The organism is Actinomadura coerulea (assembly GCF_014208105.1).
Lineage (GTDB): Bacteria > Actinomycetota > Actinomycetes > Streptosporangiales > Streptosporangiaceae > Spirillospora > Spirillospora coerulea.
In genome coordinates this window covers 3909094-3928375 of sequence record NZ_JACHMQ010000001.1, presented here as the reverse complement: position 1 = coordinate 3928375, position 19282 = coordinate 3909094, and the positions used below count along the sequence as shown (strand labels likewise).

The following is a 19282-nucleotide window of genomic DNA, read 5'->3' as shown; positions in this document are numbered from 1 at the left end:
TCAGCTGCCGGACGTGGGCCCGTTGTCGCGCCGGGTGAACCGGTCGAACAGCCCGCCGGCCGCCCCCGCCGCGGCGTCGGCCATGTCGCGGACCTTGCCCACGAACGGGTCGGCCGTCCGCTCCCACGACTCCCGGTACGACTGCGCGGCCTCCTTGATCCCGTCGCGGACCGACGCGTCGCCGTCGTGCTCCCGGCGCGCGTAGTCCCCGGCCAGGATGCGGTCGTACTCGCCGCTGCGCGCCCACCGCTCGATCTCGGCGAACCGGATCACAGCGAACGGGTGCGACTGCCCGAGCAGGTTCATGAACTTCAGCAGCCCGTCCCGCACGTCGCCGGCCGCGTCGTACTCCCGCGCCTGCTGCAGGAACGCCTCGGCGCTCATCTCACCGAGCCGCGTCCCGCCCGCGAGCTTCATGTTCACCCGCTTGGCCGCGTCGAGGTCCTGCCCGGCGAGCAGCCCGGCCCGGTCCGACGACAGCTCCGCCTTCCGGAACCACTCGCGCAGCCCGATGACGATCGCCGCGATGCCGACGTTGCCGAGCGGCAGCCACGCCAGCCGCGCCCCGAGCTGCAGCAGCACCTGCATCATCGTCTGGTACACCGCGTGCCCGGACAGGATGTGCCCGACCTCGTGCCCGACGACGAAGCGCAGCTCCTCCTCGTCCAGCAGGTCGATCAGGCCGGTGTTCAGCACGATGAACGGATGGTCGGACCCGAGCGCCATCGCGTTCGGCGTCGGGTCCTGCCGCACGTAGAGCTCGGGGACCTCCGGCATGTCCAGAATGTAGGAGGCGTCGCGGACCATGTCGTAGATGTGGCGGAACTGGTCCTCGCCGACGCGCACCGTCCCGCCGAGGAACATCAGCCGCAGCGACCGCTCGTTGACCAGCCCCGACAGCTTGCGCAGCACGACGTCGAACCCGGAGAGCGAGCGCAGCGCGACGAGCGCCGACCGGTCCGCCGGGTGTTCGTAGGCCCGGGAACTGATCCCGGGAAACCGCGTACGTGCTCGATCCGGTGTGTTCTCCGTCATCTCTGGCATGGTAGTTCCGACGATCCACCGTGCCGCAGGGTTCCCCGCCGCGGGAGCCGCGACCGGCTCTGGCCGCGCCCGGGAGGCAGCCATGTTCGACCCGAAGGCCGAGGCGATGTCCCTCGACGAGCGCGCCGCGCTGCAGCGGCACCGGGTGTGGGGGCTGGTCGACCGGCTCCTGGCGGCCGGCGGCGTGCAGGGGCGGCGGCTCAGGGACGCCGGCGTCGGGCGCGGGGCCGACGTGACGCTCGCGGGTCTGCGGGACCTTCCGTTCACCACCAAGCAGGACCTCTGGGACCACTACCCGTTCGGGATGCTCGCCGTGCCGCGCGACCAGGTCGCCGCCGTGCACGGGTCCAGCGGGACGCGGGGGCGCCCGACGCTCGTCGCCTACACCAGGGCCGACCTCGACCTGTGGGCGGCGATGTGCGCTCGCTCCCTGTCGTGCGCGGGGGCGTCGCCGGGCAGCGTCGTCCACAACGCCTACGGGTACGGGCTGTTCACCGGCGGGATCGGCATCCACCAGGGGGCCGTGGCGCTCGGCGCCACCGTGGTGCCGATGTCGGGCGGCATGACCGACCGGCAGGTGCGCATGCTCGCCGACCTCCGCCCCGACATCCTCACCTGCACGCCCGCGTACGCGCTGCGGCTGGGGGAGGCCGTCGCCGAGGCGGGAGTCGAGCCGGTGTCGCTCAAGGCCGGGCTCTTCGGCGCCGAGCCGTGGTCGGAGGAGCTGCGCACCGCCATCGAGGACGTCCTGCCGATCAAGGCGATGGACGTCTACGGGCTGTCGGAGGTCATCGGGCCCGGCGTGGCCACCGAATGCCTGGAGCAGGACGGCCTGCACGTCAACGAGGACCACTTCATCGTGGAGGCCGTCGACCCCGCCACCGGCGTCCCCGTCGAGGACGGCGCCCCGGGCGAGCTCGTCTTCACCACCCCCACCAAGCAGGCGCTGCCGCTGCTGCGGTACCGGACGGGCGACATCGCTTCCCTCACCCGCGGCGAGTGCGCCTGCGGGCGGACCCTGGCGCGGATGAGCAAGATCATCGGCCGCGCCGACGACATGATCGTCGTCCGGGGCGTGAACGTGTACCCGAGCGAGGTCGAGCGGGTCCTGCTCGGCTCCGGGCTCGTCCGGCCGCACTACCAGCTCGTCGTGGACCGGCGCAGCCCCACCGCGCGGCTCCTGGTCGCCTGCGAGGCCCTCTCCGGCGATCCGGAGGCCGCCCTCGTCCACGCCCTGTACGAGACGCTGGGGCTCACCGCCGAGGTCGCGGTCCTGCCCGAGGGGACCGTGCCGAGGGTGGAGGTGGGCAAGGCCGTCCGCGTCGTGACCTGGGAGGACGGCGACCCGCCGCTGCCCGGCCTCGCCTGAGCCGCCGGGGGCGGAGGTTCCGGACGCGGCCCCGCTGGCTATTGTCGTCGCTATGACGCAAAAGCGGCGCATGGGGATCATGGGCGGCACCTTCGACCCGATCCACCACGGGCACCTCGTGGCCGCCAGCGAGGTCGCGCACTTCTTCTCCCTGGACGAGGTCGTGTTCGTGCCCACCGGCATCTCGGCCCACAAGGAGGGGAGCAAGGTCGCCGCCGCCGAGGACCGCTACCTCATGGCCGTGATCGCCACCGCGTCCAACCCGCGCTTCTCCGTCAGCCGCGTCGACATCGACCGGCCCGGCGCCACCTACACCGTCGACACGCTCCGCGACATGCGCGAGATCCAGGGCCCGGACGCCGACCTGTTCTTCATCACCGGCGCGGACGCGCTGGAGAAGATGCTCACCTGGCACGACACCGACGAGCTCTTCGAACTCGCCCACTTCGTCGGCGTCACCCGCCCCGGCCACCGGCTCGCCGACCCCGGGCTGCCCGACGGGCGCGTCTCCCTCATGGAGGTGCCCGCCCTGTCGATCTCCTCCACCGAGTGCCGTGACCGGGTCGGCAGCGGCGAACCCATCTGGTATCTCGTCCCGGACGGGATCGTCCAGTACATCAACAAGCGGGGCCTCTACCGTGGTGCCGCCTGACGGGCGCCGCGGCCACATATTCTGGACGGGGAACGGGACCGCATCCGCCATTGCGGTCGAACAACAACAAAGAGGTCGATCGTCCGCCGCCCATGAGAAGGTGGGAGCGGAGACGACCCCTACAGGGAGGATCGCGAGCGCATCGTGACCGCATCCGAGAGGGCGGCGCAGCTCGTCCGGATCGCCGCCGAGGCGGCAGGCGACAAGCTGGCCGACGACATTCTTGCCTACGACGTGAGCGAGCAGCTCGTCATCACCGACGCGTTCCTGCTCTGCTCGGCCCCCAACGACCGCCAGGTCCGCGCCATCGTGGACGAGGTCGAAAAGCGCCTGCGCGAGGAGGCCGAGGCCAAGCCCGTCCGCCGCGAGGGCGAACGCGAGGGCCGCTGGGTCCTGCTGGACTACGCGGACATCATCGTGCACATCCAGCACGAAGAGGACCGCATGTTCTACGCCCTCGAACGGCTCTGGAAAGACTGCCCCCTCATCGACCTGCCGGACAGCGTCACCGCCCACCAGGCCCAGCGCGCCCGCGCCGTCGGGAGCCCGAGTGAGTGACGCCCGCCCGGCCCGCGAACCGGGCAGACGCCGCCTGGTCCTCTGGCGGCACGGCCAGACCTCGTGGAACGTCGAGCGCCGCTTCCAGGGCAAGACCGACATCCCCCTCGACGAGACGGGCGTCGCCCAGGCCGAGCGCGCCGCCCGGCTCCTCGCCGGCCTCCGCCCCACCGCGCTGCTCGCCTCACCGCTGCGCCGCGCCGCCGACACCGCCCAGGCCCTCGCCGACATCACCGGACTGCCCGTCCGCTACGACCGCGACCTCATCGAACGCGACGGCGGCGCCTGGGAGGGCCTCACCTCCCGCGAGATCCGCGAACGCTACCCCGCCGAGCACGCCGCCTGGCAGCCGCCCGGCGGCGAAACCAGCGCCCAGGTCGCCAAACGGGTCGGCTCCGCGCTCGAACGCGCCCTCGACGAACTCGCGCCCACCGGCCAGCTCGTCGTCGCCTCCCACGGCGCCGCGCTCCGCCTCGGCATGTCCCACATCCTCGGCCTCCCCGAGGAGACCTGGGAACGCCTCGGCGGCCTGTCCAACTGCTGCTGGTCCGTCATCACCGAGATGCGCGACGGCGGCTGGCGCCTCGCCGAGCACAACGCCGGCACCCTCCCCGAACCCGTCCTCAGCGACGACCGCCCCGACGCCGGCACCTGACCCAAACGATTCGAGACCAGTCCCGGCCGTCCTATACACTGGCTGGGCGCCGCGGGATGAACGTCCACGCGGCGGCGGGGCTATGGCGCAGTTGGTAGCGCGCCTCCATGGCATGGAGGAGGTCTGGGGTTCGAATCCCCATAGCTCCACGAACGGAGTTGGGAGGACCGTGCCCACGGAAAGCTTGGGCCGGGACTCCCTTCTTCATGTCTACCTGGGGGGCGACCCCCAGACCCCCGATGTGGGGGCTCCGCCCCCACGCCCCCTCCCGGCTTGGCTCCCTGGGCATCCGCGGGCTGGCGGGGCCCGCTGTGGGTGTTTGGGGCTTCGCCCCTCGCCCCCTTTCCCGGCCTTTGTCCTTGGGGATCCGCGGGCTGGCGGGGCTCGCTGTGGGTGTTTGGGGCTTCGCCCCTCGCCCCCTTCCTGGCTCTTGTCCTTGGGGAGCTTCGCGCCTTGCGTCCTTGCGGCTTAGGTCGCTGGCGACTCCGGGACGGGCTTTGCCGGTTGCTGGGGCTTTGGCCCTTGCCCCGCCTCGGGTCGGCCTTCGCCTTGGGGAACCTGCGCAAAGGCTTCACCATGGCGGCGGCTTCCTTTCCTCCCTCCGCGCTTCGCTGTGTCGATCATGAGGGAAGGCCCTCACGTGGCGATGCATGATCGAGATGAGGGCTGACCCCATGAGAAGCCGGTTCACCGGGAAGAGGATGCTGCTGGCAGCCGCGGTCGCCGGGGCGGCCGTCACGGCGGCGGCCGTTCCCGCGCAGGCCGCTCCGCCGCCCGACTCCGAGGCCAAGCAGGTCGACGACTGCGCCGAGGCGCTCGACGTGCTCTCCTCCTTCAAGCTGCTCCCGAGCAAACCCGACCTCGGCCGGACCGTGTGCTCCCTCGTGAAGCAGCAGAGGGATGAGAAGGACCCGTACACCAACGAGGTCCACACCGAGTACACCGACGACAACGGCAAGAAGGTCGAGAGCGACACGTCCCTCGGCTCGGTCGAGTGGCTCAAAAGCCTCACCGTCCATGTCCCGACGGTCAACGACCACTGGTACTCCTACACCTCGAAGAGGCCCTGACCCGCGCGCCGGCCGCGGAGGGGCGACCCTCCGCGGCCCGCGCGTCCCAACCGCTCCCAACGTGCACTAAGCTTTTCCTCGCGAGGGGCTATGGCGCAGTTGGTAGCGCGCCTCCATGGCATGGAGGAGGTCTGGGGTTCGAATCCCCATAGCTCCACAATCGATTCGGGAGTGGCCGCCCAGGGGGCGCCGCTCCTTTTCGTTTCTCAGGCCGTGAAGCGCAGCACGGCGCCCACGTGCAGAGCCGGGGCCTGACCGTTCGAGGGCAGGACGACCAGTTCACCGTCGGTCGCGGCGGCCGCCCTCACCAGGGCGGCGTCGGCGCGGTCCTCGCGGGGGTCCGCCACACCGAACTCCTCGCGCAGTTCCTCCGCGGTGGTGGCGACCTGGGAGGGGTCGGGGCCCACCCAGAGGCGAGCCTGCGAATCCGGCTCGTCCACCAGCAGGAGCGTCTCCACGCGGGCCTGGCGCACGGCCTCCGTCGTCGCGTCCAGCCCGGAGACGGCACGCTGCCCGTTGGCGAGTTCCCGGTCGAATCGCTCCGCCACGGTCATGATGCGCTCGGTGGACTTCAGGTGCAGCAGGCGGCGCAGCTCGGCGTCGAGGTCCGGGTCGTCGACCGTGGTGTTCTTGTCGGCCTCGACGGTGTGCGCCAGGACGTGCTCCGAGACCTCCTCCAGCACCGCCGTCCTGGCCCGGGTGTCACCGGCGATCACGACCGCCTCGGCGCCGCAGCGCTCCGCGGCCCTGTCGATCTCGTGGGCGACCTTCTTGGCGTTGACCTTCCAGACGTTCTCCGAGGAACGCTGGAACCGCGACTGGTTCCAGTCGCCCGCCTTGACCTTGCGGATGGGGTAGTCCTCGTCCCCGTCCACCTCGATGCGCTCGCGCTTCCCGTCGGCGGTGACGCAGTCGATCGCGCCGCCGCGGCGGTCCACGACCGCGAGCAGGTGCGGGAACCTCTCGCCGCGCTCGACGAGATAGGGCAGGACGTCGGGGAGTGGGGCGAGGGTGGCGCGCGTGCCGCGGGGCGGGCCCGGAAGGCGTTCGCTGTGCACCACCTCGCCGTCCGCCGCGAAGATCACGATGCCTTCGGAGCGGCGCTGCGCCAGATCCTCCTGGATGGTCTGCTCGATCGCGCGGAGCGTCGCGTCCGGCGTGCCGCCGGCCTCCAGCTCCGAACGCAGCGCCCGCCACCGAAGCTCCGCGGCCTTGGACGCGTCCTCGGTGGTCCGGGTGAGGTCGGCGTACACCGACGCGTACGGTCCCGGCCGTTGGTACAGCTTTTTGAGGAATGCCAGATCCATGGATTGGCCGTACCCCCCGTATCTGGGACAAACGTGGTGCGTGGGACGTCAGCCCTCGGCGGACTTCTGGAGCCGCGCGTAGGCGAGCTGCAGCCAGTCCGAGCCGGCGACCGCGGTCATCGTGGCCCCGGCGAGCCGGGTCGCGTCCGGGGCGAACACCAGCCCCGCCGCGTACGCCGTCGCCACCCACTGCGACGTGCAGAACGGGCATGTGATCAGCTCGCCCACGGCGTGCCGGGCGCCCTTGCCGCGCACCTCCTCCGACAGCTCCGCCGGACCGGCCGTCCCGGAGTAGCGGGTGAACGGGGCGCGCAGCGGGCTCGTCACCGGGTCCTTCGTGATCAGCCGGGACGCCTTGTGCGTGGTGATCGTCATGAGCGCGAGGTCGGCGAGGCCGATCGCCGGGGCGCGGTCGCGGAGGCGGCGGCCGAGCAGCGCCAGCGTCCCCGTGGTGAGGGCGTAGACGGCGAGCGTGCCGAGGTAGGAGCCGAGCGGCCGGTCCTCCCCGGCGGCGTACTCCTCCTTCTGCCTGCGCGCGGTGTCGACGACCGCGTTCATGGGCTCTCCTTCTCTCGGGGGGACGAGGCACGGCTCGCCGTCCGCGACGGGTGTCCTAGTGGTCGCGCAGCGCCTTGACCAGTTCCGACTTGTTCATCGAGGAGCGGCCCTCGATGCCGATCTCGCGGGCGCGCTTCAGGAGGTCGTCCTTGGTCCAGTCGTCGTAGGAGGGGCTCTTGCCGCCCCTGCGGCCGACCTTCTTCTCTCCCTGGCCCGCGGACGCGTTGGCGATCCGCGCCGCCTTCTCCTTGCTCTCTCCCTTGTCGCGAAGCTTCTGGTACTTCTTCTCGTCCTTGATCTGTGCTCTGGGCATACGGATTCCGTACCCGGCTCGCGGGATCCACACATCGGGGACAATGGCTACCCGGGAAGGGGGCCATCGTGCGCATCGGCATCCTGGGACCGCTCGACGTGCGGGACGGGGCCGCGCGGCCGGTCGAGGTCGCGGGCCGCAGGCTGCGGGCCCTCCTCGTGCGGCTGGCCGTCGAGGCGGGCCGCCCCGTGTCGGCCGAGCGGCTGCTGGACGACCTGTGGGAGGGCGCTCCGCCCGGCGGGAACGCGCTCCAGGCGCTCGTGTCCCGGCTGCGCGGCGTCGCCGGGCGCGACATGGTCGAGCACGGCCCGGCGGGCTACCGGCTCGGGATCGACCCCGCCGACATCGACGCGGTCGCGTTCGAGCGCGGCGTCGCCGCCGCCCGCGCCGAGCAGGACCCCTGCGCGCGGGCCGACGGCCTGCGCACGGCACTGGCGCTGTGGCGCGGGCCCGCCCTCGCCGACGTCGCCGACAGCGACTTCGCCTACCCGGCCATCACGCGGCTGGAGGAACTCCGGCTCGCCGCCGTGGAGGACCGCGTCGACGCCGAGATCGCCGCCGGGCTCCCCGTCCCGCCCGCGGCCGAACTGGAGCCCCTCGCCGCCGCGCACCCGCTGCGCGAGCGGCTGCGCGGCCAGCTGATGCGCGCCCTGTACGCGGCGGGACGCCAGGCCGACGCCCTGGAGGTGTACGAGGAGACGCGGCGCGCCCTCGCCGACCGGCTCGGCGTCGACCCGTCCCCGGAACTGGCCGCCGTCCACCTGTCGATCCTCCGTCGAGAGGCGACGGCCCCGCCGCCCGAGCCGGCCCCCGCCGTCCCGCCGCCCCCGCGCACCAACCTTCCCGCGCAGCTCACCAGCTTCGTCGGCCGGGAGGAGGAGTCGCAGCGGGTCGGCAAGCTGCTCCGCGAGACCCGCCTGGTCACCCTCACCGGCCCCGGCGGCGCCGGCAAGACGCGGCTGGCCGGGGAGAGCGCCGCCGCGCTCGTCGACGAGCTGACGGACGGCGTGTGGTTCGTCCCGCTCGCCCCGGTCAGCGACCCGGGCGACGTCGTGCACGCGGTGCTGTCGGCGCTGGCGGTCCCCGAGACCGTGCGCCCCACCGAGACCCGCGTGGCGGTGCGGCCACTCGAACGGCTCACCGACTTCCTCGCCACCAAGCGGACCGTCCTCGTCCTCGACAACTGCGAGCACCTCATCGACGCCGTCGCGCGGCTCGTCGACCACGTCGTCGCGCACGCCGACGGCGTCCGCGTCCTCGCGACCAGCCGCGAACCGCTCGGCATCACCGGGGAGTCGCTGTGCCCGGTGCCGTCCCTCCCGCTGCCGGCCGAGGACGCCGCCGGCGACCCCGCCGACGCCCTCGGCTACGCCTCGGTGCGGCTGTTCGCCGACCGCGCCGCCGCCGTCCGTCCCGGCTTCGCCGTGGACGCCGGAAGCGTCGCCGACGTGGTCGCGATCTGCCGTGCGCTCGACGGCATCCCGCTCGCGATCGAGCTGGCCGCCGCCCGGCTGCGCTCCCTCACCCCCGGCCAGGTCGCGGCCCGCCTCGGCGACCGGTTCCGGCTGCTGACCGGCGGCAGCCGCACCGCCCTGCCCCGGCACCGGACCCTGCGCGCCGTCGTCGACTGGAGCTGGGAACTGCTGGACGGCACGGAGCGCGCCGTCCTGCGCCGCCTCGCGGTGTTCGCCGGCGGCGCCACCCCGGAGGCCGCCGTCCGGGTGTGCGGCCTCGCCTCGCCGGACGCGCCCGACCCGCGGGACGTCATCGACGTGATCGCCGCGCTCATCGACAAGTCGCTCGTGATGGCCGACGGCGACACCGACGTCCGCTACCGGCTGCTGGAGACCGTCCGCGTCTACGCGGGGGAGCGGCTGGAGGAGGCGGGCGAGACCCGCCGTGTCCGCGACGCGCACGCCGCCTACATGGTCGAGTTCGCCGAGCGCGCCGAGCCGGAGCTGCGCCGCGGCGACCAGCTGGTCTGGTCCGCCCGGCTGGCCGCCGAGCGCGAGAACTTCACCGTGGTGTTCCGGCACGTCACCGAGATCGGCGACGTCGAGGCCGCGCTGCGGCTCATCGCCGGGCTGGTGTGGTTCTGGATCCTGCGCGACATGGAGCGGGAATCGGGCAGTTGGACGGTCGTCGTCCGCGACATGGCGGGCGGCGCGGCGCCTCCCGGTCTGGAGGAGGCGTACGCGCTGTGCGTCGTCTTCGCCACACTCGTGAGCGAGCTGACCGACGGGACGGGGCCGACGAGGGAGTCGATGCAGGCGGGGGTGAAGGGCACCCTGAGCGTCGTCCCCGCGTCGCCCGCGCACCCCGTGCTCGCGCTCGCCGAGACCGCGGCCGCCATGTTCGGCGGCGACGTCGAGGAGATCCGGCGCAGCCTCCACCGCATCCGGGAGCACGCCGACCCGTGGGTGCGGGCCGTCGTCCGCGTCATCCTCGGGCACATGGGCGTCAACACCGGCCAGATCGACGACGCCGCCGAGCAGGCCGCCGACGGCTACGCGCGGTTCCGCGAGCTGGGCGACCGCTTCGGAATGATCGTCGCGCTGAGCTGCATGATGCAGACCGCCATGGCGCGCGGCGACCTGGCGGAGGCGCTCCGCCTCGGCGAGGAGGCGTACGGCTACGCCACCGGGGGAGTCAGCCCCGAGCAGGGCGCCACGCTGCTCGCCCAGCTCGCACGGGTCCGCGCCCGGCGGGGCGAGACCGCGCGCGCCCGCGCCGACCTCGAAGACGCCATGGCGCAGGCCGAGCGGGTCGGCGAGTTCGCCGACGCCGCCGGCTCGTCCCTTCTGCTGTGCGAGCTCGCCTTGCAGGACGGCGACCGCGAGGCCGCGCGCCTTCATGTCGACCGCGCGTGCGGGTGGGTCGAGTCGCGCAGCCACCGCCCGGACTTCGCGCAGGCCGTCCGGAAGGCGCACAGCCGCCTCGGCTGCCTCGCGGAGGAGGACGGCGACATGGAGGCCGCGAAGCGCTGGCACGTCCAGGCGCTGAACGATCTGCCGAACGACGTGCTGCTCGGGAACCCGACCGTGGCCGCCCTCGTCGAGGGCGTCGCCGCCTACGCGGCCGCGCGCGGGGAGCACGTGCGCGCGGCCGAGCTGCTGGGCACGGCGCACAACCTGCTCGGCTACCGCGACGAGGGCAGCCACGAGGTCCGCCGGACGCTGCCGCTCCTCCTCGGCGTCCTCGGCGAGGAGGCGTTCGCCGCCGCGTACGAGCGCGGACGGCGGTTCAGCCGGGACGACGTCTTCGACCAGGCGGACGGGCTGGTCGACTCGATCTGAGCGTACCCGCTCCCCGGCCGGTGTGCGCCGCGAACGCGCGGCGCCCCGGGAGACGATCTCTCCGGGGCGCCGCGCGTTCGGGGGCGGACGTCATGCCCTCCGCGAGTACATGCGCATGGCCAGGGGGAACGTGACGACGACGATCCCCGCCGCCCAGGCGAGCGTGTACCAGGCGTGGTTGCCGATGGGGCCGCCGACGGTCAGCGCGCGCACCGACTCCGCCAGGTGCGTGACCGGGTTGACCTTCGTCCACGCCTCCAGCCAGCCCGGCATCGTGGACGTGTCCGGCACGAGGATGCTGCTGCCGAACGTCAGGGGCATCACCCAGATGAACGCGAGCCCTTGCACCGTCTCCGGCGTCGGCGCGACCAGCCCCACGAGCACGGAGATCCAGCAGACGGCCAGGTAGAACACGTACGCCAGCGCGAACGCGGCCAGCACCGACAGCGGATCGGTGTGGAACCGGAAACCGAGGACCGACCCGAAGCCCACGAGCACCGTCATCACGGTGATGAACCGGACCGTGTCCCCGAGGACGGTCCCGAGGAGCGGCGCCGAACGAGCGATCGGGAGGCTCCGGAACCGGTCGAACACGCCCTTGTGGATGTCCTCGTTCAGCGCCGTCCCGAGCCCCATCGTGGCGAACATCGCCATCTGCGCGACGAGACCCGGAAGCAGCTGCTGCAGGTAGGAGTGCGTGTCGCCGGACACCGCGCCGCCGAACACGTACAGGAACAGCAGCAGGAACACGATCGGCATCAGCGTCGTGTCCAGCAGCTTCTCGGGCGAGTGCTTCAACTGGGAGACGTTGCGCCACGCCAGCGTCAGGCCGTGCCGGAGCGTCCTCTTCATGCTGATGCGCGCGGGCGGCTCCGCCGCGGACGGACGGCTGCCAACGGTGATGGCGGTCATGTCAGGCCCCCTCGGAAACGAGCTCGGACTTGGTTTCTTCGGCGTGATGGCCCGTCAGTGTGAGGAAGACCTCGTCCAGGCTCGGCATCCGCAACGCCAGCTCGGCCGCCACGATGGACGCCTCGTCCAGCCGCCGCACCAGAGCCGACAGCAGGCGCGGATCGTTCACGGCCGCCGTGACCAGGCCCGCGGCCTCCTGGACCTCCGGACGCTCCCCGGTCAGCTCGGCGACGATCGAGGCGAGCTGTGCCACGCGGAACGGCTCGGCCGCCCGGACCACCAGCGTCTGCCGCCCGATCCGCCCCTTCAGATCGTCGGAGGTGCCCTCAGCGATGACCCGCCCGTGGTCGAACACCGCGATCCGGTCGGCGAGCGCGTCGGCCTCCTCCAGATACTGCGTGGTCAGCAGCACCGTCGCCCCCTCGGCGACGACATCCCGGACCGTGTCCCAGACCTCGTTGCGCGCCCGCGGGTCCAGCCCGGTCGTCGGCTCGTCCAGGAAAATGATCTCCGGGTGGTTGATCAGGCTCGCCGCCAGGTCCAGCCGCCGGCGCATCCCGCCCGAGTACGTCTTGACGGCGCGCGCCCCCGCGTCGGTGAGCCGGAACCGGTCGAGCAGCCTCCGCGCCCGCGCCTTCGCCTCCGCCCGGCCGAAGTCCAGCAGCCGGGCGATCATCACGAGGTTCTCGAAGCCCGTCAGCTCCTCGTCCACCGAGGCGTACTGCCCGGTCAGGCCGATCTTCGCCCGGACGCGCACCGCGTCCTTGACCACGTCGTATCCGCCCACCTCGGCGCGTCCGGCGTCCGGCTTCAGCAGCGTCGCCAGCACGCGCACCGCGGTGGTCTTGCCCGCTCCGTTCGGTCCGAGGACCCCGAGCACCGTCCCCCGGCGGGCCGCGATGTCCACACCGTCCAAAGCGTGGGTGTCCCCGAACCGTTTCCGCAGTCCCTCCGCGCGGATCACTTCGTCCATCTGGTTCCTCCCGTAAGTACTTCGCCGTGACGACCACCACCGTGGGGGAGATCGCTGACATCACACGGACATCGATGCGCGGACGCTGACGTGACGCTGACGGGTGGGTGACGCCGCCGATGTGAACCGCATGTGACCTGGAGGTTTCGGTGAAGGGACGAACAGGTGGCCGGGCTCGATTTGACGGGCCTTCCAAGGCTGCCTAATCTCAGTGGTGCCCCAAGGGGATGCGGGACGCCGACAGGCGGACGGCCCCGGGGGACACCGAAAGAGGAAAACGGTTCGCAGTGCTCTGCGAGCCGAGGTACTCTTGAAGGACAAGCCCGGACGGGATGCAGGACGCCGCAAGGTGGCCGGCCCGCAGGGCGCCTCCCACAGAACGATCTCTCCGAGTCTTCGGCTTGGTGCGGTGTCGTCGCGGGGGGTGGGCACACCTTCGACTCGTCAAAAAGATCTTCGCAGATCGGCTTGACAGTGAAGATGAGTCTGGTAAGTTAGCAGGGTTGCCCCGGAGCCGGGGGCCGCGAGAGCGGAGTCCGGCGCGGTGGGTGTCCGTTTCTTGAGAACTCAACAGCGTGTTAAAAGCCAGTGCCTTTATCGGCTCGGCCATGTTTTGGCCGGGTCGCCCCGTGCCGCTCCACTTTGTGGGGTGGTGGGGATTTCTTTGAGGCAATGCCATCCCCTTGGGGATGGTGATGCCGGGATTGTTTCCTGAGGTTTGGCCGGCTGGGGTTCGCCCCCTGGTTGGTCGTTGGACCTTGATGGAGAGTTTGATCCTGGCTCAGGACGAACGCTGGCGGCGTGCTTAACACATGCAAGTCGAGCGGAAAGGCCCCTTCGGGGGTACTCGAGCGGCGAACGGGTGAGTAACACGTGAGCAACCTGCCCCTGACTCTGGGATAAGCCCGGGAAACTGGGTCTAATACCGGATATGACCACTGGTCGCATGATCGTGTGGTGGAAAGTTTTTCGGTTGGGGATGGGCTCGCGGCCTATCAGCTTGTTGGTGGGGTGATGGCCTACCAAGGCGACGACGGGTAACCGGCCTGAGAGGGCGACCGGTCACACTGGGACTGAGACACGGCCCAGACTCCTACGGGAGGCAGCAGTGGGGAATATTGCGCAATGGGCGGAAGCCTGACGCAGCGACGCCGCGTGAGGGATGACGGCCTTCGGGTTGTAAACCTCTTTCAGCAGGGACGAAGCTAACGTGACGGTACCTGCAGAAGAAGCGCCGGCTAACTACGTGCCAGCAGCCGCGGTAATACGTAGGGCGCAAGCGTTGTCCGGAATTATTGGGCGTAAAGAGCTCGTAGGCGGTTTGTCGCGTCTGTCGTGAAAGCCCACGGCTTAACCGTGGGTCTGCGGTGGATACGGGCAGACTAGAGGCAGGTAGGGGAGAATGGAATTCCCGGTGTAGCGGTGAAATGCGCAGATATCGGGAGGAACACCGGTGGCGAAGGCGGTTCTCTGGGCCTGTACTGACGCTGAGGAGCGAAAGCGTGGGGAGCGAACAGGATTAGATACCCTGGTAGTCCACGCCGTAAACGTTGGGCGCTAGGTGTGGGGTCCTTCCACGGATTCCGCGCCGCAGCTAACGCATTAAGCGCCCCGCCTGGGGAGTACGGCCGCAAGGCTAAAACTCAAAGGAATTGACGGGGGCCCGCACAAGCGGCGGAGCATGTTGCTTAATTCGACGCAACGCGAAGAACCTTACCAAGGCTTGACATCGCCGGAAAACCATCAGAGATGGTGGGTCCTTTTGGGCCGGTGACAGGTGGTGCATGGCTGTCGTCAGCTCGTGTCGTGAGATGTTGGGTTAAGTCCCGCAACGAGCGCAACCCTCGTTCCATGTTGCCAGCACTTCGGGTGGGGACTCATGGGAGACCGCCGGGGTCAACTCGGAGGAAGGTGGGGATGACGTCAAGTCATCATGCCCCTTATGTCTTGGGCTGCAAACATGCTACAATGGCCGGTACAGAGGGCTGCGATACCGTGAGGTGGAGCGAATCCCTTAAAGCCGGTCTCAGTTCGGATCGAAGTCTGCAACTCGACTTCGTGAAGTCGGAGTCGCTAGTAATCGCAGATCAGCAACGCTGCGGTGAATACGTTCCCGGGCCTTGTACACACCGCCCGTCACGTCACGAAAGTCGGCAACACCCGAAGCCCGTGGCCCAACCACCTTGTGTGGGGGGAGCGGTCGAAGGTGGGGCCGGCGATTGGGACGAAGTCGTAACAAGGTAGCCGTACCGGAAGGTGCGGCTGGATCACCTCCTTTCTAAGGAGCACCAACTGGCCGGGATCGCCTCGCAAGAGGGATCGTGGTCGGTGGCTGCCGTTGACAGCGAATGTCTGTCAGGTGGCTGCTCATAGATGTGGAGCACTGGCTACTCAGCTCACCGCGTGTGTGAGCCGGCAAGTACCGTCCTGCGGCTTCGGCTGGAGGAAGGGGAACGGCGGTTTCAGGCAGGCGGGGGGTTGGACACGCTGTTGAGTCCTGAGGGAACGGGCGCGAGCCCGGGTGACCTCGGACTGCGGGACCAGGACCGCATCACCGGAAGGTGGTGTGGTTTTGGTGGGCCCGGTTGTTTTTTGAGAACTGCACAGTGGACGCGAGCATCTCTGGTGAACGATGAGAGCCGCTTTGAAGGGACCCTTCTTCGGGAGGGTGTCTTCGGGTTGGTCTTGTTGTTTATCTGCGATTTGTTCTGATCGTTTTGTGTGTTCAAGTTTTTAAGGGCATACGGTGGATGCCTTGGCATCAGGAGCCGATGAAGGACGTGGGAGCCTGCGATATGCCTCGGGGAGTCGGCAACCAGACTTTGATCCGGGGATTTCCGAATGGGGAAACCTGGCACCCGTCATGGGGTGTCGCCGCCTGCTGAATGTATAGGCAGGTTGGTGGGAACGCGGGGAAGTGAAACATCTCAGTACCCGCAGGAAGAGAAAACAATAGTGATTCCGTGAGTAGTGGTGAGCGAAAGCGGAGGAGCCTAAACCGTGCGCGTGTGATAGCCGGCAGGCGTTGCGTGTGCGGGGTTGTGGGACCACCCTGGTCCAGCTGCCGCTGGGCCGAGGAGTTATAAACCGCTGGGATAGTCGAATGGCTTGGGATGGCCGACCGTAGACGGTGAGAGTCCGGTAGACGAAATTTCAGTGGCTTCTGGGTGTGTTCCCGAGTAGCACGGGGCCCGTGAAATCCCGTGTGAATCTGCCACGACCACGTGGTAAGGCTGAATACTTCCTGATGACCGATAGCGGACCAGTACCGTGAGGGAAAGGTGAAAAGTGCCCCGGTGAGGGGTCGTGAAATAGTACCTGAAACCGTGTGCCTACAAGCCGTCAGAGCCTCCTCAGTTACCTTTCGGGGTTTCTGTTGGTGATGGCGTGCCTTTTGAAGAATGAGCCTGCGAGTTATGGTGTGTGGCGAGGTTAACCGGTGGCGGGTAGCCGTAGCGAAAGCGAGTCTGAATAGGGCGTTTTTAGTCGCATGCTGTAGACCCGAAGCGGAGTGATCTAGCCATGGGCAGGGTGAAGCGCCGGTAAGACGGTGTGGAGGCCCGAACCCACCAGGGTTGAAAACCTGGGGGATGACCTGTGGTTAGGGGTGAAAGGCCAATCAAACTCCGTGATAGCTGGTTCTCCCCGAAATGCATTTAGGTGCAGCGTCGCGTGTTTCTTGCCGGAGGTAGAGCTACTGGATGGCTGATGGGCCCTACCAGGTTACTGACGTCAGCCAAACTCCGAATGCCGGTAAGTGAGAGCGCGGCAGTGAGACTGCGGGGGATAAGCTTCGTAGTCGAGAGGGAAACAGCCCAGATCATCGGCTAAGGCCCCTAAGCGTGTGCTAAGTGGGAAAGGATGTGGAGTTGCTGTGACAACCAGGAGGTTGGCTTAGAAGCAGCCACCCTTGAAAGAGTGCGTAATAGCTCACTGGTCAAGTGATTCCGCGCCGACAATGTAGCGGGGCTCAAGCACACCGCCGAAGCCGTGGCATTGACACGTAAGTGTTGATGGGTAGGGGAGCGTCCTGTATCCGGTGAAGCCTCGGGGTGACCCAGGGGTGGAGGGTGCGGGAGTGAGAATGCAGGCATGAGTAGCGAATCACACGTGAGAAACGTGTGCGCCGGATGACCAAGGGTTCCTGGGGCAGGCTAATCCGCCCAGGGTAAGTCGGGACCTAAGGCGAGGCCGACAGGCGTAGTCGATGGACAACGGGTTGATATTCCCGTACCCGCTGGTATGCGCCAACGCTGAATCCTCTGATGCTAACCACCCGAACCATTCTTGAGGCCTTCGGGCCTGTTGGATGGGGAGCGTGGGACCCGAGGGGGTAGTAGGTGAGTGATGGGGTGACGCAGGAGGGTAGCTCAGCCCGGGCGATGGTTGTCCCGGGGTAAGGCTGTAGGGAGAGAGACAGGTAAATCCGTCTCTCGCGTATCCTGAGAGCTGATGCCGAGCCGTTTTAGGTGAAGTGAGTGATCCCATGCTGCCGAGAAAAGCCTCTAGCGAGTGTACCGGCGGCCCGTACCCCAAACCGACTCAGGTGGTCAGGTAGAGAATACCAAGGCGATCGGGTGAACTGTGGTTAAGGAACTCGGCAAATTGCCCCCGTAACTTTGGGAGAAGGGGGACCTCGCTCGGTGATGGCACTTGCTGCCTGAGCTGGGTGGGGTCGCAGAGGCCAGGGGGAAGCGACTGTTTACTAAAAACACAGGTCCGTGCGAAGTCGTAAGACGCTGTATACGGACTGACGCCTGCCCGGTGCCGGAACGTTAAGAGGACCGGTTAGGGGGACTTGTTCCTTCGAAGCTGAGAATCTAAGCGCCGGTAAACGGCGGTGGTAACTATAACCATCCTAAGGTAGCGAAATTCCTTGTCGGGTAAGTTCCGACCTGCACGAATGGCGTAACGACTTCCCCGCTGTCTCAACCACAGGCCCGGCGAAATTGCAGTACGAGTAAAGATGCTCGTTTCGCGCAGCAGGACGGAAAGACCCCGGGACCTTCACTATAGCTTGGCATTGGCGCTTGGAGCGTCTTGTGTAGGATAGGTGGGAGACTGTGAAGCTCAGACGCCAGTCTGGGTGGAGTCGTTGGTGAAATACCACTCTGGTCGTTTTGAGCGTCTAACCCGCACCCGTGTATCCGGGTGGGGGACAGTGCCTGGTGGGTAGTTTAACTGGGGCGGTTGCCTCCCAAAATGTAACGGAGGCGCCCAAAGGTTCCCTCAGCCTGGTTGGCAATCAGGTGGCGAGTGCAAGGGCACAAGGGAGCTTGACTGTGAGACGGACGTGTCGAGCAGGTGCGAAAGCAGGGCCTAGTGATCCGGCACCTACGTGTGGAAGTGGTGTCGCTCAACGGCTAAAAGGTACCCCGGGGATAACAGGCTGATCTTCCCCAAGAGTCCATATCGACGGGATGGTTTGGCACCTCGATGTCGGCTCGTCGCATCCTGGGGCTGGAGTAGGTCCCAAGGGTTGGGCTGTTCGCCCATTAAAGCGGCACGCGAGCTGGGTTTAGAACGTCGCGAGACAGTTCGGTCCCTATCCGCTGTGCGCGTAGGAGAATTGTGAGGGTCTGTCCCTAGTACGAGAGGACCGGGACGGACGAACCTCTGGTGTGCCAGTTGTCCCGCCAGGGGCACGGCTGGTTGGCTACGTTCGGTCGGGATAACCGCTGAAAGCATCTAAGCGGGAAGCCTTCCTCGAGATGAGTTCTCCCACCCCTTTGTGGGTGTAAGGCCCCCGGTAGACGACCGGGTTGATAGGCCGGAGATGGAAGCGCGGTAACGTGTGGAGTCGACCGGTACTAATAGGCCGAGTGGCTTGAACACACTGAACGTTCAGAGTGAGTCGCTGCGAGACGATGTTCGCGTCCCTGTGTGGTTCCCAGGAAACAACTGGGTGACCGCTGTTTTGATAAGTGAATTCTGAGCCGAATGGTTCGGACGTGGATTTGCACGCCCCCCTTGGTGTTTGTGGGGATGGTGCGTTGAGACGTTCGGTGGTTTTGGCGAGGGGGAAACACCCGGTCCCATCCCGAACCCGGAAGTTAAGCCCTTCAGCGCCGATGGTACTGCATGGGAGACCGTGTGGGAGAGTAGGACACCGCCGGACACATATTGCAGAAAGGCCCCGCCGTCACGGCGGGGCCTTTCTCATTTGTCGTGGCGGGCGGTCAGATGGGCCGGTGGGCGATCTGGATCAGGTTGCCGCACGTGTCGTCCAGGACGGCAGTGACGACGGGGCCCATCTCGACGGGCTCCTGGATGAAGCGGACGCCGAGACCGCGCAGCCGGTCGTACTCGGACTTGACGTCGTCGACGTCGAACGAGGCGAACGGAATGCCATCGGCGACGAGCGCCTCCTTGAACGGCTTCACGGCGGGGTGGCTGCTCGGCTCGAGCAGCAGATTCGGGCCGCCCGGGTCCTTCGGGGACACCACCGTCAGCCACCGGTCCTCGCCGAGGGGGACGTCGTGCATCTTCTCGAAGCCCAGGATGTCGGTGTAGAACCGCAGGGCCTTCTCCTGATCGTCCACGAACACGCTTGTCAGGTTGATTCTCATCTCGGT

At 68.2% G+C, this 19282-nt stretch carries 13 protein-coding genes, 2 tRNA genes and 3 rRNA genes; 11 read left to right on the top strand and 7 right to left on the bottom strand.

Annotated features, from left to right (window positions below; all coding sequences use genetic code 11):
- Positions 1 to 1035: a M48 family metallopeptidase gene (locus BKA00_RS18040; RefSeq protein ID WP_185026524.1), complete on the bottom strand. Its 1035-nt coding sequence runs from the start codon at positions 1033 to 1035 to the stop codon at positions 1 to 3.
- Between the two features lie 91 nt (positions 1036 to 1126).
- On the opposite strand from BKA00_RS18040, the gene BKA00_RS18035 reads away from it, so the two are divergent.
- The 7 genes from BKA00_RS18035 to BKA00_RS18005 all read left to right on the top strand — a co-directional run bounded on the left by BKA00_RS18035 (position 1127) and on the right by BKA00_RS18005 (position 5505).
- The gene (locus BKA00_RS18035; RefSeq protein WP_221493197.1) at positions 1127 to 2413 is read left to right on the top strand and encodes a phenylacetate--CoA ligase family protein; all 1287 of its coding nucleotides are present in this window, start codon (positions 1127 to 1129) and stop codon (positions 2411 to 2413) included.
- Between the two features lie 52 nt (positions 2414 to 2465).
- Positions 2466 to 3065, top strand: a complete 600-nt coding sequence (gene nadD / locus BKA00_RS18030; RefSeq protein WP_185026522.1) for a nicotinate-nucleotide adenylyltransferase — start codon at positions 2466 to 2468, stop codon at positions 3063 to 3065.
- Between the two features lie 144 nt (positions 3066 to 3209).
- Entirely contained in the window at positions 3210 to 3623 is a 414-nt protein-coding gene (rsfS, locus tag BKA00_RS18025; protein ID WP_185026520.1) for a ribosome silencing factor, read from the top strand.
- Entirely contained in the window at positions 3616 to 4278 is a 663-nt protein-coding gene (locus BKA00_RS18020) for a histidine phosphatase family protein (RefSeq protein WP_185026518.1), read from the top strand. The genes rsfS and BKA00_RS18020 overlap by 8 nt, the downstream gene beginning before the upstream one ends.
- A 76-nt stretch (positions 4279 to 4354) precedes the next feature.
- A tRNA-Ala gene (locus tag BKA00_RS18015) sits at positions 4355 to 4427 on the top strand.
- A 525-nt stretch (positions 4428 to 4952) separates the two neighbouring features.
- Entirely contained in the window at positions 4953 to 5348 is a 396-nt protein-coding gene (locus BKA00_RS18010) for a hypothetical protein (protein WP_185026516.1), read from the top strand.
- A gap of 84 nt (positions 5349 to 5432) precedes the next feature.
- A tRNA-Ala gene (locus BKA00_RS18005) sits at positions 5433 to 5505 on the top strand.
- Positions 5506 to 5554: 49 nt separating this feature from the next.
- Here BKA00_RS18005 and BKA00_RS18000 read toward each other — a convergent pair.
- The 3 genes from BKA00_RS18000 to BKA00_RS17990 are packed head-to-tail and all read right to left on the bottom strand — an operon-like array spanning position 5555 to position 7526.
- A complete protein-coding gene (locus tag BKA00_RS18000; RefSeq protein WP_185026514.1) occupies positions 5555 to 6655 on the bottom strand; it encodes a baeRF2 domain-containing protein in 1101 nt (366 codons plus the stop codon).
- 48 nt (positions 6656 to 6703) lie between these two features.
- Positions 6704 to 7213: a DUF1360 domain-containing protein gene (locus tag BKA00_RS17995; protein WP_185026512.1), complete on the bottom strand. Its 510-nt coding sequence runs from the start codon at positions 7211 to 7213 to the stop codon at positions 6704 to 6706.
- A 55-nt stretch (positions 7214 to 7268) separates the two neighbouring features.
- A complete protein-coding gene (locus BKA00_RS17990; protein WP_185026510.1) occupies positions 7269 to 7526 on the bottom strand; it encodes a DUF7218 family protein in 258 nt (85 codons plus the stop codon).
- A 68-nt stretch (positions 7527 to 7594) separates the two neighbouring features.
- On the opposite strand from BKA00_RS17990, the gene BKA00_RS17985 reads away from it, so the two are divergent.
- Positions 7595 to 10822 (top strand): ATP-binding protein, encoded by a 3228-nt coding sequence (locus BKA00_RS17985; protein ID WP_185026508.1) that lies wholly within the window; start codon positions 7595 to 7597, stop codon positions 10820 to 10822.
- Positions 10823 to 10912: 90 nt separating this feature from the next.
- Here the strand turns inward: BKA00_RS17985 and BKA00_RS17980 are convergent, their stop codons facing one another.
- Together BKA00_RS17980 and BKA00_RS17975 are read right to left on the bottom strand one after the other, a co-directional pair.
- Positions 10913 to 11734, bottom strand: coding sequence for an ABC transporter permease (locus BKA00_RS17980; RefSeq protein ID WP_185026506.1), 822 nt, complete (start codon positions 11732 to 11734; stop codon positions 10913 to 10915).
- A 1-nt stretch (position 11735) separates the two neighbouring features.
- Positions 11736 to 12707, bottom strand: a complete 972-nt coding sequence (locus tag BKA00_RS17975; protein ID WP_185026504.1) for an ATP-binding cassette domain-containing protein — start codon at positions 12705 to 12707, stop codon at positions 11736 to 11738.
- 758 nt (positions 12708 to 13465) lie between these two features.
- Here BKA00_RS17975 and BKA00_RS17970 point away from each other — a divergent pair.
- The 3 genes from BKA00_RS17970 to rrf all read left to right on the top strand — a co-directional run bounded on the left by BKA00_RS17970 (position 13466) and on the right by rrf (position 18825).
- Positions 13466 to 14985, top strand: a 16S ribosomal RNA gene (locus BKA00_RS17970).
- A 445-nt stretch (positions 14986 to 15430) separates the two neighbouring features.
- Positions 15431 to 18542: ribosomal RNA gene (locus BKA00_RS17965) — 23S ribosomal RNA — on the top strand.
- A gap of 166 nt (positions 18543 to 18708) precedes the next feature.
- Positions 18709 to 18825 (top strand): 5S ribosomal RNA (gene rrf, locus BKA00_RS17960).
- The 16S, 23S and 5S rRNA genes sit together here, the layout of an rRNA operon.
- A gap of 61 nt (positions 18826 to 18886) precedes the next feature.
- Here rrf and BKA00_RS17955 read toward each other — a convergent pair.
- A complete protein-coding gene (locus BKA00_RS17955; RefSeq protein WP_185026495.1) occupies positions 18887 to 19276 on the bottom strand; it encodes a VOC family protein in 390 nt (129 codons plus the stop codon).
- Positions 19277 to 19282 lie beyond the last annotated feature (6 nt).

What these genes read in the sequence shown, in the direction of transcription:
- BKA00_RS18010 (WP_185026516.1), top strand. Translation starts at nt 4,953, where the DNA reads ATGAGAAGCCGGTTCACCGGGAAGAGGATGCTGCTGGCAGCCGCGGTC.
- BKA00_RS17975 (WP_185026504.1), bottom strand. Translation starts at nt 12,707, where the DNA reads ATGGACGAAGTGATCCGCGCGGAGGGACTGCGGAAACGGTTCGGGGAC.
- nadD (WP_185026522.1), top strand. Translation starts at nt 2,466, where the DNA reads ATGACGCAAAAGCGGCGCATGGGGATCATGGGCGGCACCTTCGACCCG.
- BKA00_RS17955 (WP_185026495.1), bottom strand. Translation starts at nt 19,276, where the DNA reads ATGAGAATCAACCTGACAAGCGTGTTCGTGGACGATCAGGAGAAGGCC.
- BKA00_RS17990 (WP_185026510.1), bottom strand. Translation starts at nt 7,526, where the DNA reads ATGCCCAGAGCACAGATCAAGGACGAGAAGAAGTACCAGAAGCTTCGC.
- BKA00_RS17980 (WP_185026506.1), bottom strand. Translation starts at nt 11,734, where the DNA reads ATGACCGCCATCACCGTTGGCAGCCGTCCGTCCGCGGCGGAGCCGCCC.
- BKA00_RS18035 (WP_221493197.1), top strand. Translation starts at nt 1,127, where the DNA reads ATGTTCGACCCGAAGGCCGAGGCGATGTCCCTCGACGAGCGCGCCGCG.
- BKA00_RS17995 (WP_185026512.1), bottom strand. Translation starts at nt 7,213, where the DNA reads ATGAACGCGGTCGTCGACACCGCGCGCAGGCAGAAGGAGGAGTACGCC.
- BKA00_RS18000 (WP_185026514.1), bottom strand. Translation starts at nt 6,655, where the DNA reads ATGGATCTGGCATTCCTCAAAAAGCTGTACCAACGGCCGGGACCGTAC.
- BKA00_RS18040 (WP_185026524.1), bottom strand. Translation starts at nt 1,035, where the DNA reads ATGACGGAGAACACACCGGATCGAGCACGTACGCGGTTTCCCGGGATC.